Here is an 18,956-nt window from a genome sequence, read left to right on the forward strand (position 1 = left end):
TTTATTGATTTTCTGTAAAAGAAGCCAAACTCCATTGATCAAACCATTTCAAAACCGGTTTCCCATTACTAAAAGATATCGGCAGCCAAACATAACTTCCTTCAATTGCGTTTTCCGGTTTCCAACGGTCGGCCATAAAAATAAACTGATCTTTTTTGCCCGGAACAGGAAGAATATAAGTGCTTTGCGAATGAAAGGTCAGTGACGCATCTTTACCCACACCCGGATTTCCTAAAGATTCCCAAGGTCCCCAAATAGATTTGGCCGAAAAAGAACGCGCTTCATTGGGTTCCCAGCCCGTACAGCCGGAAGTAATCATATAATAAACACCGTCTTTTTTAAAAATGGCGGGGGCTTCATTATGTCCGGCCGGTGCCACTCTTGTCCATTTTTCTGTAAAATCTAAATAATCATCTGTAAGTTCTGAAATATGAAGTGTCAGGTTTTCTTCCGAAGAATGAATAAGGTAGGCTTTCTCATCATCATCAACATACACCGTCATGTCTCTCGACATTTGTCCTTTATCAAAATCCTTGCGAACCAGCATTCCGTTTTTGATTGCCGTCAGCCATTGCGGGCTCCAGGATTTCAATGCAGCTTCATTATTTCCCGGTATTTTAAATTCATCCTTAAAATCTATTGGCCAAACCCCTTTATTTGGGCGGTAGGATTTTTTAAATTTAAAAGGTCCTTTTGGAGAATCACTTATCGCAACAGCGGCTTTGGCAGCATTATACCCCTGCCCTTTCAGCTCTAAATGAAACCACATAACATATTTACCGGTTTTTTTATTAAAAATAACTTTTGGACGTTCCATCACACAGCCTTTTGTAATTTCAGAATTACTATCCTGCTCTACTTTTAGCACAATACCTTCATTATGCCAATTGTACAAATCTTTTGAGGTATAACAGCTGATTCCTTCTAAAGATACATTTCCTGCACGGCCTGAGGTTTTGTATTCTCCGTACCAATAATACATGCCGTCAATAAAAAGGATACCGCCTCCGTGGGCATTAATATGTACGCCATCTGTATCTTTCCACTGTTTTCCCGGAACAAAAGAATTGTTCTGCGAAAAAACAAAAGAACATACAAAACTTATAATTATCGAAAATTTTAATCTTAATCTCATTTTATTTCTTTTTTTGATAAACCCTTATATAATCTATAATGTATTTTGACGGAAGATCTGCACTGGTAAATTCCCCACCATTTATTCCTCCTACAGCCAGATTTACTAACAGATAATGAGGCTGCCGAAACGGGATTATAGTTTGATCCGGCGTATTTATGGTTTTGTCGATAGTAATCTCATTTAATAACTGATCATCTACATATAATTTAATTGACTTTGCATCCCAATCCATTTTCCAGACATGAAATTGGTTTGCCCAGGAATTATCTTTAAAGTCTGTGAGTTTTACTGCTTCGGCGTCCCAGGCTGTATGCGCGTCGTTTGATTTCCATGCGGCATTGGCTAATATTTTTCCTGTATAATATTCCATGATATCACTTTCGCCATTGGCAGGCCAGTTGCCTTTTATACCCAAACTCCAGAAAGCCGGCCACATTCCTTTTCCGGTTGGGATCTTGGCACGCATTTCGAATCTTCCGTATTGCCAGGAATGTTTTCCGCGGGTAATCAAACAAGAAGAGGTAACTTTTATCGAATCTCTGTTTTTGGCAAAATCCTTATGGTTTTTAGCCACAAAATTGGGATTGGGTCTGTTTGCATTTCTGGCTTCAATAATCAAAAAACCATCTTTGCAAAAGGCATTTTCTTTTTGATACCATTGATTTTCCTGATTTCTCACAAAACCTGTTTCGTAATTCCAGTTCTTTTCATCCGGAGGACCATTTTTATTAAATTCATCTGCCCAAACCAACTTATAATCTTCATATTTTGAAGATTTCGGTTTGCGGGTGACGAAACCAAAAATCAGTATCAGAACAATACCTAACACCAAAAACTTACCAATAAATCTCATTTTTACTCTGTTTATTTTTATCTAAAATTAATATTGAACTCAGTCCAAACATTTTAAATAAGGGATCCCGAAAGATCCCTCATCACTACTAAACTAAAAAACCAATACTTTTTTGTTTTGTCTGCAAATTTTATTTTTTAATGATTCTGATTGCGGCATCCGGATGCGACTGAATCTTAACCAGATAAATTCCGCGAGGCTGATTTTCGATATTCAGATGCACTTTTCCATTTTCAATTGCATAATTTGATCTCGAAATTAATTTTGAATCTGAGGTATAAATTGCAATTGCAACGGTAGTTTCAATGGTTGGTAAAAAAACATCAAACTGACCATTGGTAGGATTTGGAAACGCGCTAATAGCACCTGCCAAATCTCCTTCTGAAGCATTTAAAGTCAAAGCATTTTTGGCCATAAACGTACTTAGCGTTGCTTGTGTTTTAACCTGTAAAGCCGACGAATACTGACTTTCGCCCCCGGCATTTTCTGATGCTATTTTGTAGAAGTAATCTTTGTTTGCTTCTAAATTTGTATCGCTGAAAATAGTGTCTTTTACATATTCCCCTATACTTTCGTAAGTACCGTTTACTGTTGTTGCTCTTTTTATTTTATAAGATGCTGCATCTGCAACTACCGACCATTTTAAGTTGATGGCTGATGTTGATATTGCTTCTCCCTGAAAATTGGTTGGAATTGCCGGAATAGCAGGCTGATCATAAACCAAAATAGCGGAGTAAGCTGACTCGACATTGTCTTTGCCTACTACTTTAATTCTGTATTCTGCGTGACTACGAACCTGATCTGTTTTTTCAAGAACATTGTAATTTGTTGATTCATAAAAAACTGAAAATGCGCTTTCGCCAGTTAGCTTTCTTTCTAAAATATATTTGTTGACCAATTCCTGATTACTTCCGGTCCATTTTACGGTAATATTTTTATAATCTGATGACAGCGTATAACTCAGCGTTTCTACTTTCGTTTTCCATAACGGAATGTATTCTTTACCTGAACTATAGGCTTTCGCCGATGCATTTTTAGCATAATATTCTCCTGCCGGCGTTAGTACGGTGTAACTTGTAGCGGTGCTGGAAATAACCGGCGCTGTTTGAAGCCATACATAATTTTGCCAGTTTGGATTTCTGGTTTTAAAAGCATCATCTATTGTTACATACATTGCTCTTGAATCCTGTACCCAGTTGTATATCGAATAACGCTCGATATAATCAGTCGTTTCAAGCACATTTAATACTGCTGCCAGATCATTTTTATGCTTAATAGCATTTGCATCTGTAAGTAAAACAGGTCCGTCAGGAAAATTGTTACCTGTCCAGTTTGCACCTACATTCCATTCTGTAATCCAGATGGGTCTGTGGTATTTATCATAAATGTTCTGTAAATCACTTTTCCATTGTGCGGCAGTTTTATACCAGTAACAATGAAGTGCGACATAATCAATTCGATAATTATTGGCTTCTGCCTGTGTCATAAAATTAGCCATCCACGGATTAAACGGATCTGATGTTGCCGGAGATCCTACTCTTAATCCTGATTTCAAAAGAGCTGGCCAGGAACTTATTGCAGCTTCAACTGTCATATTTGCCTGATCAGGACGATCTGGTTCGTTAAATCCTAATAAATGAGTATAACCATCTTTTGTATAAGCTGGTGTAAAGGAAGGCCACCATTGGGTTTGACGAATTGGTACATATTCTACATTTGGTGTAGTATCCATTCCGGTATTCCAATTGTAATACCAGGTAATATTGCTGGCATTTATAGCTTCTGTACTTCCGCCGGCAAGTCCTTTTTTATTGACCTGGTGCCATTTCATTGTTCTAACAAACGAAATTGTACTTTTTAAATTAAGGGGTAAAACCGCAACTTCAAGATCTTCATTTTCTGCTATATAAAGCCTGCTGTATCCGGATCCGTCTGCACTTGTCGCAAAAGTTGCCATGTATCCTTTTTTTAGTTTGAATGATTTAATAGCATTATCAAAAGATCCTAAATTATCAAATGGTGTTACAGTACTATATTGTTGGGATGATCCGGCAAAATTCTCGTCGGTAAAAACCTGTAAAGGCTGATAATCCACTGAATACGTTGATACAACAGCTCCCGACCCATAATTGGTAACATTTGCGTTTGTTCCATTACCTGCCAAAACTCCGTTGATCGAAACATACTGTAACTGCGAACTAATAACCTCGCTTGGTTTTACATTTTCGAAATACAAACGCGCATCGGCTGAGTTCAAATTTACTGTTGAATTGATTAAAGGATTGTATCCGTTTTTTACATACAAAGATGCTGATCCGTTTAAAATTACTTTTGATTTTGTGTAAGCTGCAACAGTTGCGTTGCCTGTAATCTCTTTTGTTTGCAACGAAGGGCTAATAACTTTCTCCGGTGCATATGCCACATTCTCAAAAGTGACTGATGTAATAGCCATATCAACAGCTCCGGTTGCATAATTTTTACCAATAACAATATTGGCTGTCTGCTGTTCCTGAACTTTTAGATCTCCTATTCCAAAAAGTGCTTTGGCTCCGGTGATATTGATGTAATACGTTCCGGCACTTTGAGACTGAAATAACAAATCGCCTTTTCGTAATGCATTAGCAGTGCCTGTTACAAAATTTTTAGACGCCACAATTGTTCCTCCGCCATTAGCTGCTGTAGAAATAGCTACACTTATTGCAGCACCGGGGCTTAAATTAGAAATGTACTCATAGATCCAGGAAAATTGATATCCTTTTGAAGCTTCCAGGGAAACCGGAAAAGAATATACCGAATTTTGAAGTGCCGTTGTATCCCATCTCATATAGAGTAATCTTCCCGAAAAATTAGTCGCATCAGATTCGAAAGTATGACCGGAAGTTACATCCATAAATCGTGTTCCGCTGGTGCTGTTGGCTGTATTAAAAATGGTTGGAGCTGTAACATTTGTCCACGCGTAAGCAGCAGGAGTTCCGGCGTTATCATTAAAATAACCGTCCCATGTATTGATTATGTTGGAAGATTTCAATTTCAAATCGGCGATGGCCATTAATCCGTAATCACCGGTGATGGTCAGGTAATAATTGCCATCAAAATTGGAAACAAAAGATAAATCGCCTTTTCGTAATTTATTGGCATTGCCCGTTGTAAATGTTTTAGAAGCAATAACACCAGATCCGTCAGCGCCTGATGCTATTGCTACATTTAATTTGGCACCAGGAGCAGCATTCGAAATGTATTCGTAAATCCATGAAAATTCATATCGCAAACCTTGTTCTAATTTTACAGGAAAACTATAGGTTGCAGCTGAATAACTGGCATTATCCCAACGAATGTACATGATTCTTCCGCTGAAAACTGAATTATCAGATTCAAATGTATGTCCGGAAGTTACATCCAGATATCGTACGCCAGAGGTTGAATTTGCAGTATTCCACGGAAGTGCCGTAGAAGTACTTGCCCAGCCATAATCGTTCGGTTTCCCTGAATTATTTCCTGTTATTCCAGACCATCTTCCCAATAGATTATCGGCACCATATGCTATTGTTGTGCCTGAATTATCATTTAAAAAATCAAGTGTTTTAGACGTTAAATAATGTCCGTCCTGATAAATATTTGCCACACCGTTTTTTATGGCATATCGGTACGTTTGTTCCTGAGCATTATCTACAGAAGTACTTATATTTTCAGGTGATGATAAAATTGTAGTAGCATTGAAAGTTGTTTTATCCAAAGAGGTTCTAAACCCAAGTCCTATTGCATTTTTAACCTCAACATCTAAACCCCTGCCTACAGCGGCATTAATTCTGGCTTTAACTTCTAAGGTAAATTCCGTTTGACTGGATAGTGGAAATGATAAGACATCTGAAGTCACTGCATTTGTAAAAGTTTTAGAACCGTTTAATGTGGTGGCTAAATTTGCTTTTACCGGCAGATTAGGCGCCTGTGCCTGTATATTGAATACAAAGACCGATAACCAGAATAATAAAAATATGTATAGTTTTTTCATATGAAATATTTGTTATAAAAATTATTTTAAAATTTTTGTTTCATGCTTTCATTGGTAACCGACAAAATTATTTGCTAAGAAATTGTGCTTCTTCTGAGTTGAATTTAAAGAAGTATTACACTATTTCTTCTGCTATTATTAACAGGTATTATTTTAAATGTATTATGGAGTTTAAAAGGTATAAGTGGTTAGTTACAAAGTGATAGGATCACAATATATTTTGAACTGGTTTTTATGTGAAATGAAAACGATAACTACAAGTATTATCCCCTCTAACCACTTAAGGGATAATACTGTAGTAATCAACACTGCTAAAAAACACTATTAAAAGGCGTAAAATATGTAAAGAACATCGCTTTAGCTGCAGTAAAATAAAACAATCAGATTACTGCAGTCTTAGCTGTTTTTTTTTAATTGTGTATCATTAAATTTGAGTTTCATCTGCAACAGCATCCTGCCATTTATCCCAAACCTTAACATTAGGATCGTAACCATCATAACCGTAATTCTGACTTAGTTTTCCTTTAATATTAGCCGTTATAGCACTATTTGGAATTGGCCAGTAGTTATTACGTTTGTCCATAGTATAAAACTTAGTTCCGTTTGGTACAACAATTCCACTCTGATGTTTGTTGTAAAGGGTATAATGTGAAATACGCTGGTACCAATAACTTCCGCCGGCTGCATCAGTTCCTGACTGTTTATCCCAATTGGTTTTGCTGTAGGTCTGACCCCATTCGTCTGGTTGTCCGCTAAGGGCAAGACAGTGCGAAATACGTTTTAGCTCGACATTTCTCCATTCTTCCAGATAAAGTTCTCTCCCTCTTTCGGCAGCAATATCACCAATAGTTACCTGCCCGTACATTTGCGAAGCTCCGGCTCTGGCTCTGATAACATTTACATCCTGAGTTGCTCCACCAACATTACCCTGATAAAATCGTGCTTCGGCTCTTAGCAGATATGTCTCGGCCAAACGATATAAATACCAGTGCGCTTTACCGCCTGTACTTGCTCCCTGAAAATCAGTTGCATTTGGATTGGTTTCATTTACAACATCATGCAGATATATTTTATACAACGGAAAATCAAACCATTCACGAAGCGTATCTTTTGACAATTGCGTATTGCCTTCTTTCATTCTAAAATTTTGCTGGTAGTATGCAGAAGTTTTATCACTGTATTTAAGATCTTCCATATTTACCCAGTTACCAACAGCGCTATTATGTCTGAGATCCTGTTTGTCCTCGATACCATTTACAACCCACATAGGATGTTGCGAATAATAAGAAGCACTAATTGTTCCAATACCACGTCCAAGGGCTCTTGCATAATCATACTTCGCCTGGTAATTTGCATTGTTTGAAGCAAAACGATTTGCCCCCTGTTTACCATCAGGAGTAGTAAGCGTACCGGAATTCCAGTTAGGACCAAAAATTCTCATCGAAGCAAACGGTAAAAATGATTGTACTCCACCATTTGGCATCACCATAATGGCTTCTCTGTTACCGGCAATCACCTTATTTTCTGGTCGGTGTAAATCCCAAATCACGTTTCTGTTTATCGCCCATGTTGTTGGATTTCCACCCGGATCAAAAGTTCCAAAAGATCCCTGCATTAAAGAATAACCTGATTGATTAATTAGTAAATCAGCCTGTGTTTCTGCTTCTTTAAATCTTCCTGAAGCCAGGTAACATTTAATTAGCAACTGGCGGCATGCCCCTTTATTTACTAAACCTACATAAGCCAGTTTTGACTGCTCCGGTACCCATTCTACAGCTTTCTCCATATCTGCTGTAATCATTTCGATGATAGCTTCTTTTTTAGTAGAATAATAACTTTGTTTTGGAACCTGCAAAATCTTAGTAATCAATGGTATATCTCCAAATTGATATACTAAATTAAGATAACGGTATGCTCTGTGAAAATAGGCCTGGCCAATATATTTACGTTTTACTTCTTCTGATAAACTGGTCACATTATCAATGTAAGTTAATACAGTATTCGCGTATTTAATTCCGTTATAACCTTCATCCCAATAAAACCCAAGATAAAAATCATCGTTTGTTGCTGTTTTAAAACTTCCGGTTGGCACTATGGTATTAGCAAAATCAGAAATAGTACTGCTATTATCCGTTTTTCCATATTTCGCCATATCAGAAAAAACATATTCCGTACCGATAGGCACGCTGTTTGACGCAGCATTATAGTGAATGTAATTATTACGCAAACCTTTATCGGCAATCGCTAAAGTCGCCTGCAATCCTGATTCAGTCTGAAATGTAGTTTCTGGTTCGTAAAACGAAAGCGGATCCGGATCCAGAAAATCCTTAGAACAAGAAACCAAAAGAGCAGAAGCCACTGCTAAAGGTGCAAGTATTAAAATTTTATTTTTTATATAAGTTTTCATTATTGATAATTTTAAAGTGAAACGTTAAATCCTAAATTAAACATTCGCGTAGCAAGCCCTCCTGTTTCCGGGTCACCATAATATTTCCATTGATCATTGGCTGACCATGTTGCAGCGTTCTGAACCGAAGCATAAATTTTGAAATTTCTAACATGCAAACGATCGATAAGATCTTTAGGAAGTGAATAGGCCAACGAAATATTGTCTAAACGAATAAAACTACGATCGTATAATTTTGCTGTTCCGGCTCCTGCAGGCCCTCTTGCATCAAGACGTGCCCAGTCATTGGTTGGATTATCAATTGTCCAGTACGGGTTTACAAACGGATTGTAATTGTTGGTGTATAAACTACCATCGTTATACGTATTCATATAACGTCCGTCAAGCGATTTGTGTCCCATGTAAGCATACATATTGATTGCCAAATCCCAATTTTTGAAAAATTTAAATTCATTACGCAATGACCAGTTAATTGGTGGCGCAGTTTCTCCTAAAAATTGTTTGTCTTTTTCATTATAAGTTGGTTTTCCATTCACATCATCAGCAGTATAACTGTTTTCAACTTTTGGATCCCCAGGACGCTGTCCGTATTTTGCAGCTTCTACAGCTTCATCTTTTTGCCAAATTCCAATTACTTTATAATCCCATATTTGAGAAATTGGTCTTCCAATAAACCATCCGTTTGTTTTATCATCTGACTCTTTTGTTCCAACAACATTACCATTGGCATCCTTAACATCTTCCATATTGCCATACAATGCATTAATCTTATTCTTATTGTATGAAAAAGCAACCATGGTAGTCCATTCAAAATTTGGATTTTTTATATTTAAAGTATTAAGGCTGATTTCGATCCCTTTATTTTCGACCTCACCAAGATTGGTTGCAATTGATCCAAATCCGGAGAAACCTGGCAAACGCTGACTCATGATCATATCATTGGTAACTGATCTGTAAAGATCTACAGTTCCGGTAATACGATCTTTTAAGAAACCAAAATCAAGACCAATATTTGTTGCAGTTGTTTTTTCCCATTGCAAATTAGGATTTGCCATACGGTCAATGGCTAAATACTTCGTATCAACAATATTTCCTGAAGCATCTATATATCCCATTGTTGCTCCTGTACCTGAACCTAAATTCGCCAAAGCTATGTATGGATCTGCAAGCGATCTGTTTCCGTTTTTACCCCAGGACAAACGTAATTTACCTGTGCTTAAAGGAGTCCAATGAAACCAGCTTTCCTGATTAAAGTTCCATCCCAATGCAACAGAAGGGAAAGTAGCATAAGGATATGAAGCTCCAAATGCTGAATATCCATCACGACGTACCGTTGCGGTTATCATATAACGATTATCAAACGAATAGAAAAGTCTCGCCATTAAACCATCGGCTGTCTGATGCGTATCTGTACTTGAAAATGAGCTGTTCAAAAGAGTTGCGTTAGCAATATTGTGAAATCCTAAGGCATCAGAAGGCTGAATGTTACGTGCATACACAATATCTGACCATGTTTTTAGGTCTTCTGCTTCCTGAACTAAAGTTACTATAAAATGGTGTTTCTCACTAAATGTATGATCCCATGTTAATGTATTGTTCAGGTTCCAGGTAAACTTTTTACCATTACCTCTGTCTACTCCTATGTTAACAGGATTCAGGTTTTTATTTCCTGCCGACTGAAAATAACGGTTGTAAAAGAACTCATAACGTGGCGCAGCATTGAATGAATAAGTAATACCTAAAGGCAAGGTTACCTTTGTATTAAAAATGGTATTCAATACTGTATACCCTTTTTCAAGTTCCATAAATTGTCGGTCATAGTAATAATTATAACCTCCAATTGTTGGTCCCATTGGTTGTCTTGTATAATCACCATTTGCTTCTGTAAAATTAGAAAACGGGCTGTTTCTTAACATATTTGCATCCCAATAATTCGTACCTGTACCAACAGATATATCTCCATCTGAACGATCCTGAAAATTAACGTTTGCTCCAAATTCAAGCCAGCTTGTAATTTTAGCATCGACTTTCATATTGGCACGAACTGCAGAATAATCATTACCCTGAATAGCTCCCTCTGAAGTTAAATAACCCAAAGACATATAATAATTTACTTTATCACTTGCTCCGGAAACACTTAAGTTATTGTCGTGATTTATTCCTGTTCTAAAAGTACTGCCATACCAATCGTGTGTTTTTCCATCTGTGAAATTCTTCAGGAGCGACGCATCAGTAATTCCAAGGCGAAGTCCCCAAACTTCATTCAGACTTTTGCCTTGTATTTGTGCAGCTGGCTGATAAGCCAACCATTGCGCCTGAGTGATACCATATTGATCTAATTGATTTGGATTTGTATAATAGCCCGCTTTATTGGCAGCCGTTCCGGTTACCCATGCTTCGTAATTTCCGGTGGTTGTATTTGTTCCGTAAGTTTTAGCAGTTTCCCAATCCTGACGATATTTTACATATCCTTCTGCATTATAAACATTGCGATAAGCACTTTTGGTAGTAATTGTCGTATTTGTAGTAACATTGATAACAGGCTTACCGGTTTTTCCTTTTTTCGTTGAAATAACAATAACTCCGGCTGCTGCTTTAGATCCGTATACTGCTGTTGCAGATGCATCTTTCAAGACATCGATCTGGCCAATATCATCAGGATTAATTTCCGAAAGCTCACCGTAAAATTGCATTCCGTCTAAAATAATAAGTGGTGAGTTATGACCTCCGTCAGAATAAACAGAAGTTTGTCCACGAATCTGCAACGACCCACCTCCTTTTGCATCAGCAGAATAACCTACTTTTAGACCGGGAACTCCTCTCAATAAATCCTGAACCGTTTGCGGGTTTTGATTGGCTAAAGCTTCTGCTTTAACCTGAACAATTGATCCTGTTAAATCCTTTTTCTTCATTTTACCATATCCTACTACCACTACCTCATCTAACGAAGCAGCGTTTTCTTCCAGTTGGATATTAATATTTGTTTTACCATTTAGTGCTACTTCCTTGGTTACAAAACCAACAAAGGATACTACTAATACAGCATTATCATCTGCTGTCAGTGTAAATTTTCCGTCAAAATCTGTTATAGTTCCTTTTTTTGTTCCTTTTACCGCAACTGAAGCACCCGGAAGAGGAATCCCCTTGTGATCTTTAACCTGACCGGTGATGCTGTTTTGTGGCTGTACTTTTTCTGTTCCTGTTGTACTACCGGATTCGGTAGAGAAAGCATGTACCTGAGACAATGAAACCAAAACACAAAGTAGTGTAAGTTTCTTTTTCAAATCAAATCCAGATACATAATCAGGAGCCTTAATCTTCCTAATAAATTTTGTCATTTTTGGTTGTAATTTTGGTTAATTGATTAGTTAAGTTACAGACTGTAAAAACTCATTTAAGTGTGTTTTTCACATTTTAATTTTTCAAATTTTTTTTACGTAAAAAAATATCTCGCAGTAGTTCTGTAGTCTGCCTTGCAAATCTAGCATAAGACATAAAAGTAAAAGGGGGTAATTACGACATTATAAAAGGGGCAAATCCGCATTTTCAGAAATAAAAGGCTTATTTTTTACATGTATGGCAAAAAAATAAGAATTAAAATAAACGATACGCAATTAATTAAGAAACATTGGAAGGGTTTCAAGTTTCAGGTTCTTTACTTTGAGTACATTTTTACCACAGAGATGCACAAAGTTGTACCACAGAGATACACAAAGATTTCACAGAGTTTCACAAAGAAATAGGTTGACTTATGTGAAACGCTATGAAAAATTCAGCATGCTGCGCTAAAGCTCAATATTCAATGAAATAAATAAGCTGCAAAAAAACTTTGTGAAACTCAGTGAAAAAACTCTGCGAAACTCCGTGGTAAAACTATAAAGAGAAGCAACTTGTAACTTGAAACAAACTTTAAACTTTACTTCACAAAACGAGAGATCTCTGATGCTGCTAATAAAAAAGCGCCAACGCCAAAATCAGCTGTCGAATTTTTATCGACCACTTGCCCCGGAATAGCTTTTTCTCCAATGGGCTGTATGTATCCTACTGTTCCATCAGCCTGAAGAGCAAATGTTGTGAGGTAGTTCCATGATTTTTCCACTACCGGTAAATATGTTTTTTTATCTAAGTAGCCATTGTTAATTCCCCACATAAAACCATACGTAAAAAATGCTGTCCCGCTGGTTTCAGGTCCTGGCGCATGTTCCGGATCTAAAATACTTCTGGTCCAGTATCCTTCGCTTTGCTGTGCTGCTGCCAGCGCTTTGGCCATATTCTGAAAACGGCTGATGTATTCTTCTCTATGCTGGGCTGTTTTTGGTAAATCCTGAATAATTTTGGCGTAGCCTGCAAAAATCCAACCATCTCCCCTGGCCCAAAAATCTTTTTTACCATTGGCACTTTTATGCTTTGGATACACATATTTTGCATCCCGAAAATATAAGCTGGTTTCCTTATCGTACATGATACTATCAGCATACAACAAGTACGAATGTAATTTTTCCAGATACATTTCGTTACCCGTCACGTTGTACAGCTTTGTCATCACCGGCATTACCATATACAATCCGTCAACCCACCACCAGTAATCGTTCGCTTCGGTGCTCATTTCATACTCCATGACTTCACGGGCACGTGCAATTTTATGAGGGTCATTTTTTCCTGTAAAATTGTATAAATCGATATACGTCTGAAAACAAATTTGCCAGTCGCCAAACAATACATGTTTGTCATTTTCTCCGTAATTGTATTTCCATTCTGACTTGTCATTTGATTTGGCTCCCATCCACTGATTTTTTTCTGCCCATGCCATAGAATAGTCCAGATACTTTTTGTTTTGTGTTACTTTATAAGCCTCCATATTTCCTGTATGGTAAGCCGCAACATTCCAAAAAGCATTACCCAATTCCGGATGCGTATTCTGCCAACGGCTGTTTACTTTGTCAATAATAGCAATAACTTCTTTCTTAGATTCTTTTATGGCAGTTTTTTGTTTTAAGGCAGTACTTTTACAACTAACGGATACCAGTGAAACAACGGCCATTAAAATAAAAAGTGAGTTTCTAAATTTCATCATTATAATAAGATTAAATATTAAATTATTTTGTTGCATGATCTATTGGAATTTCTATTCCTGACCATATTTTCTTTTGTGTCCAGGGCTGATAAGGATCCGTCCAAAAAACATCGGTGGCAGGCAAACCAAGAACCAAAAAAGCTTCTGAACACAAATAGAGGCTTCCGGTCGAGATATAACCTTCACCAATATTAGGCTGGTGACCATATAATCCAATTTGCAGCCAGCCCTTTTCATCAAAAGTGCCAGATGCATTTATTTGGTTGTAAATCATGCTATACAATGCTGAGCGAACCTGGGCCGGAGCAATTTCTTTTGGCAATTCTTTCAAAAGGGCAATGTGAGATAATAACTGGAAAGCTCCAAAACGATAGGCTAATGATCTTCCTATTGGAGGATAAGTTCCGTCAGGAGAAATTAACCTTTCCTGAACTGCTGCATAACGTCTTGCCCTGTTTAACTCTGTTGCATAATCTGCGTTGTAAACGCTGTCTTTTTGTTTAAGAGTGCCTAAAATATCTAATTGCATGGGATGAATTACAAAACTGTTGTAATAATCCCAATGAAAATCAGGCCCGTCGCCAAAAGTTCCATCTCCCAGATACCATTTTTTGTGTTGTTCTAAAGCATAATTTAACCGGTTATTATCAGGGTCTTTGTCGAATTTAACTATCGCTGCCTCAATCATTCCTGCAAAAAGAAGCCAGTTGCTTTGATAAGGCTCAATTTTTCTGGATGATTTTAATGCTGCAATTACATTTTGTTTTGTAATACTGTCTAGTGGTTCCCAAAGTTGGTTGGGTGCGCGAAGCAAAGCCTGAGCAAAAAAAGCCGCATCAACCAGAGGCTGTCTGTCAATCACAAAATTCATATAATCGGGACTGCCCGGATCAGTTGCATTATGAATGCACTTTTGAGCCAGATCGATATATTTTGCCCTTAGTTTTCCTTCTGCAGTTTCGTCTGCACCTAATTCCAGCCAGGGAGCCATTCCGGAAAGGAGTCGGCCAAAAGCTTCCAGATATGTTACATGAGTTCTGTCATCCCATGCTCCGGGAGATTTCTCTACAGGCATCGTTTGTTTTAGCTGGTTTTTACTTAATGCTTCTAAAACAGGGTTTCCAATTTTTGTTAAAGAGGATACAAAAAATTTACGCACTTTTTCAGGCGAATCTTTTTGAAGTTTTTTTGATTGTGAATGAATGCCGATTGTTGCTGCAAAATACAGAAACAACACTAAAGCAGTATTTTTTAAATAATGATTCATTAAAATATTTTTATCTTGTTTTGTAAGTTTTAGGTTGATTTCCAAAAACTTTCATTTAGTATGTATTTATTGTCCTTTACGTTTTGATATTTTTTCTTAAACTCAGAAGGGTTTATGTTATAAAATTGCTGAAAGTGTTTCCTGAAATATTTTATATCGCCAAAACCTGCAATTGAAGCGGCCTGGCTTATTTGTAAATCTGTTGTAATCAATAATGTTGCTACTTTTCTTAACCGGACGTTGCGGGTAAATTCTGAAACAGATTTGCCTGTAATTTTTTTAATTTTTTTATATACTAAAGAATAACTCATGCCCAGGTGAAATGCCAAATCATGCACATTAAAATTCTCTACATCCAAATTGGCATCAATAACATCTACAATTCTTTCGATGAGTTTTTTGTCCTCATCGGATAGTTTTAGATTGGTTTCTTTTTTGGTCACCGAGTTCAGCAGGTAATGCTGCTCGCTGTCTCGTCGGGCTAATATTCCGCTTATTCTCGCTAATAAATAGTCGTTATCAAATGGTTTGGTGATGTAATCATCGGCTCCTACTTCTGCCCCTTTTAGTTTTACTTCTTCTGAAGTTCCTCCGGTAAGTAATATTACAGGAATGTGTTTTAATTCTTCATCTGACTTAATATGTTTACAAAAAGCCACACCGTTCATTTCTCCCATCACCACATCTGAGATGACCAGATCAGGCTGTATTTTTTTAATTATATCTAAAGCTGTTTCGGCATTTTCAGCGAGCGTAATATGATATTTTGAGGATAAAATTCGTTTTAGATAATTTCTAATCTGGGCATTATCATCAACCACTAAAATACTTTTGGCATCTTTAATTAACTCGTTTACATTACCAGTTTCATCAATTGACTGCAACCCACTTTCCTGCAATACATTATCTTCTAATGCATCCTCCAGAAATAAAGTTCTGTCGCTTAGGTCTTCTCTGATTTCTACATCTCCAAAATGTTCTTTTCCAAGAGGCAATTTAATCTCAAAAATGGCTCCTCCATTTTCATTATCATAACATCTCACCTCTCCAAAATGTTGATTTACAAATTGTTTAACCAAATAAAGTCCGATACCAAAACCTTTACGGTTATTTTTTATGTTAGTATTGGACTGATAAAACAAATTAAAAATTTTGTCTTTATCTGCATCGGGAACGCCTTCTCCATTATCAATAACTTTTATAATTACCTCAACGTCTGTACAGCGCAAATTGACCGTTACGCTTCCGTTTTCTTTTTCTGTAAATTTTAATGCATTAGAAATCAGGTTAAACAAAGTCATTTCTATTTTTTCACGATCGACATAAACCAACAGCTTTTCTTCGGAAATACTAAAACTGTAGTCGATTTTTTTAATTTTTGCATGATGTACAAAACAGCTAAAAACTTCTTTGGCCAGTTCTACAATATCAATTTGCCCAATTTTAAGTTTTCCCGTTTCTGTTTCTGTTTTTCTAAAAAGAAGCAGCTGATCCACCAAACTCAGTAATCTTCTGGAATTGCTGTATACCATTTCGATAGCGCCCGGATCTATTTGCTGATCTGTACCGTAAATAATATCCTTCAACGGATTGATAATCATGGTTAATGGTGACCTGAACTCATGAGAAATATTGGTAAAAAAAGTTATTTTTTTCTCGTTTAACTCTTTTTCCTGTTTGGCCAAATCTTGCGAAAGCTTTATCTCATATTGAAGCTGTGCCTGCTTTCGCTGGTATTTATCTACAACATAAATAATAAAAGCGACAAGAAGAAAATACACAAAATAAGCAAAACCACTTCTGTACCATGGTGGTAATATGGTAATAGGCAATGAAATGGATTTTGTATTCCAGATTCCTTCTGCGTTTGTAGATTTAATTTTCAGTACATAATCACCTTCTGTTAATCGGGAATAATTGGCACTTCGGATATTATCAATATAATGCCATTGCGAATCCCATCCTTCGAGAAAATAAGCGTACGATATTTTTTCAGGCAGACTATATTCTAAAGCTGCAAAATCGATATTTAGCATCGATTCGTCATAAGGTAATTTTACTTGATCAATTCCAAAAGAAGTCAGGCCCGACTGATCAAAAACTTTATTATTTACTTTTATAGCAGTTATTACCACTTTTGGGAAATCATGAATCTGACTATTAATTCTGGTATCAATAATATTAAAACCTTTAATTCCACCAAAAACAATTTCGCCAGTGGTAAGCTTTAAGGCCGCATTATAATTAAACTGATTGCTTTGCAGTCCGTCAGTATCGTGATAACTGGTGATTTTTCCGTTTTTAGCATTATAGGTAAATATTCCGTTGTAGGTACTGCCCCAAAAAGCGCCCTGATTGTCCTGAACAATGTTTAAAACTGAATTATTTGGAAGTCCGTTTCGCTGTGTGAGGAATTTTTTAGCCGAAGTTTCGGGATTAAAAATCATCAAACCTCCCCCTTCTGTACCCACGAGTATTTTTGTTTTAGTAAGAGCAATAACTGATCTCACCGGATATTTTACATCAATTTCCTTTCGCTCCATAGTTTTGGGATTGAATCGAAATAATTTTGTAAAATTCCCTATCCAGAGATTATTGTTTTCATCTTCGGTAATCGAAATAATTCCTCTAATTTTGGCATCGACAAAATCGAATTTGTCAGTTGTATTATTATACCGGTACAGTCCTTCATCATCTGGAGAACTGGCCCATAAAATATTATCCTTACCACGAAAAAGTACCCAGATATTTTTTTGAAATGCATTGTATTTAGGATTGTAAAAACTATACTTTTTAAAATTACCGGTCTGAGCATTAAATAAGGAAACTCCGCCGCCATAGGTTGCAAACCAGGTTCCTTTATCATTTGTGACAATTGCGGTTACAAAATTATTCGAGATCGAATTGGGATTGTTTGCATTGTACGCATAATTGGTAAACGTATTGGTCTTTTTATTCCACAAACTTGCCCCCGCTCCGTCAGTTCCTATCCATAAATGTTCACTATCCTGCTCTGATAACGACAAAATAAAATCGCTGGGCAGGGTGTTTTTTATATTTTCATTTTTCGAAATGGTACTAAAAGGACTTTTTGTTTCCTCAATTTTATTCACTCCTCCTCTTAAAGTTCCAATCCAAACTCTGTTTTCATTGTCTAAAAACAAGGACGAAATGGCATTGCTATTCAGTTTTTCTTCATCTGAACTCGCATTAAATAAAGAAAAAGTATCTGAAGTATAATTGTATTTTACAATACCGTTACCGTTTGTAGCGATCCAGAGTTCTTTTTTATCATTCTTGCACATTAAATCAGAAATAGGATACTGAACTTCCTGATTCGTATAAATGTGATGTGTTTTTTTTAATGTATTGTACTTTAGCAAACCTTCATCAACGCCTATCCAAATGTTTGAAAATTTATCTGATAAAATGCAGCTTCCGGTTGTAAAATCAGAAAAAACAACAATTAGTTTTTTGGCTGTTGCATCCATAGTAACGAGACCAACGCCCTGAACAAAACACCAGAATTTGCCGGATTTGTCAAAATCCATTCCCTGAACATGATAATCCCAATGCAGTTTTCCGTTTTCATAAAGCGGGATCTGAACGATTTCCTGTTTGTCTGCATAATAAAGCAATCCCTTACCTGCCGTGGCGATATACATGTTTGATTTGTGATCTGCGATTTTATTGATAACAAAATCGATGGGCTCACTCTTAGAGGTTTTCGCATTTATATAATATCGTGTACTAAACTGATTGCTCAAATAATCATAAACACTTATGCCTCCTTTTGTACCAATCCAAATTTCATTTTTAGTGCCGCAAATACTTACAACCCTGTTATTATTTAGCGAATTACGATCATTGGGTTCGTTTCTGAAATTTAAAAAATTATAACCATCGAACCTGCTTATTCCGTCATAAGTACCAAACCACATTAATCCCCGCTTGTCCTTGTATACAGAAGTAACAGCATTATTTGCAAGTCCGTTTTTTATGCCAATATAACCAATATCATACTTTGCATGTCCAAATTTTGCAACAGCTGAACCTGCTTTCTGCGGCATTGCCGGCGAACAGACTAAAAATATTAAAAATAAAAGGATTCTATTTTTCAAAATATAGTGTGGTTGGAATTAAATGGTCAGGTTTTATTAAAATTTACTAATTAAAATTAAAATCTTTAAAATTAGAAAAACCTATGA

Annotated in this window: 8 protein-coding genes; all 8 read right to left on the reverse strand. The window is 36.6% G+C overall.

Features of this window, described 5'->3' with window-relative positions:
• Position 1 precedes the first annotated feature (1 nt).
• A complete protein-coding gene (locus B0M43_RS20685; protein WP_078005214.1) occupies positions 2–1,135 on the reverse strand; it encodes a glycoside hydrolase family 43 protein in 1,134 nt (377 codons plus the stop codon).
• Between the two features lies 1 nt (position 1,136).
• Positions 1,137–1,991, reverse strand: a complete 855-nt coding sequence (locus B0M43_RS20690; protein WP_078005215.1) for a family 16 glycosylhydrolase — start codon at positions 1,989–1,991, stop codon at positions 1,137–1,139.
• 130 nt (positions 1,992–2,121) lie between these two features.
• Positions 2,122–6,000: a glycosyl hydrolase gene (locus B0M43_RS20695; protein WP_078005216.1), complete on the reverse strand. Its 3,879-nt coding sequence runs from the start codon at positions 5,998–6,000 to the stop codon at positions 2,122–2,124.
• A 424-nt stretch (positions 6,001–6,424) separates the two neighbouring features.
• Positions 6,425–8,407, reverse strand: a complete 1,983-nt coding sequence (locus B0M43_RS20700) for a RagB/SusD family nutrient uptake outer membrane protein (RefSeq protein WP_065448826.1) — start codon at positions 8,405–8,407, stop codon at positions 6,425–6,427.
• A gap of 11 nt (positions 8,408–8,418) precedes the next feature.
• Complete coding sequence (locus B0M43_RS20705; RefSeq protein ID WP_078005217.1) at positions 8,419–11,745, reverse strand: SusC/RagA family TonB-linked outer membrane protein; 3,327 nt, start codon at positions 11,743–11,745, stop codon at positions 8,419–8,421.
• 578 nt (positions 11,746–12,323) lie between these two features.
• A complete protein-coding gene (locus tag B0M43_RS20710) occupies positions 12,324–13,481 on the reverse strand; it encodes a glycoside hydrolase family 88 protein (protein ID WP_078005218.1) in 1,158 nt (385 codons plus the stop codon).
• A gap of 22 nt (positions 13,482–13,503) precedes the next feature.
• Positions 13,504–14,748, reverse strand: coding sequence for a DUF2264 domain-containing protein (locus tag B0M43_RS20715; protein ID WP_078005219.1), 1,245 nt, complete (start codon positions 14,746–14,748; stop codon positions 13,504–13,506).
• A gap of 29 nt (positions 14,749–14,777) precedes the next feature.
• On the reverse strand, positions 14,778–18,869 hold the full coding sequence (locus tag B0M43_RS20720) for a two-component regulator propeller domain-containing protein (protein ID WP_123921735.1): 4,092 nt from the start codon (positions 18,867–18,869) through the stop codon (positions 14,778–14,780).
• Positions 18,870–18,956 lie beyond the last annotated feature (87 nt).

Source organism: Flavobacterium sp. KBS0721 (assembly GCF_002007065.3).
Classification (GTDB): Bacteria; Bacteroidota; Bacteroidia; order Flavobacteriales; family Flavobacteriaceae; genus Flavobacterium; species Flavobacterium piscis.

Excerpts from the sequence above, each read along its gene's own strand:
- B0M43_RS20685 (WP_078005214.1), bottom strand. The coding sequence starts at position 1,135 with ATGAGATTAAGATTAAAATTTTCGATAATTATAAGTTTTGTATGTTCT.
- B0M43_RS20690 (WP_078005215.1), bottom strand. The coding sequence starts at position 1,991 with ATGAGATTTATTGGTAAGTTTTTGGTGTTAGGTATTGTTCTGATACTG.
- B0M43_RS20695 (WP_078005216.1), bottom strand. The coding sequence starts at position 6,000 with ATGAAAAAACTATACATATTTTTATTATTCTGGTTATCGGTCTTTGTA.
- B0M43_RS20700 (WP_065448826.1), bottom strand. The coding sequence starts at position 8,407 with ATGAAAACTTATATAAAAAATAAAATTTTAATACTTGCACCTTTAGCA.
- B0M43_RS20705 (WP_078005217.1), bottom strand. The coding sequence starts at position 11,745 with ATGACAAAATTTATTAGGAAGATTAAGGCTCCTGATTATGTATCTGGA.
- B0M43_RS20710 (WP_078005218.1), bottom strand. The coding sequence starts at position 13,481 with ATGATGAAATTTAGAAACTCACTTTTTATTTTAATGGCCGTTGTTTCA.
- B0M43_RS20715 (WP_078005219.1), bottom strand. The coding sequence starts at position 14,748 with ATGAATCATTATTTAAAAAATACTGCTTTAGTGTTGTTTCTGTATTTT.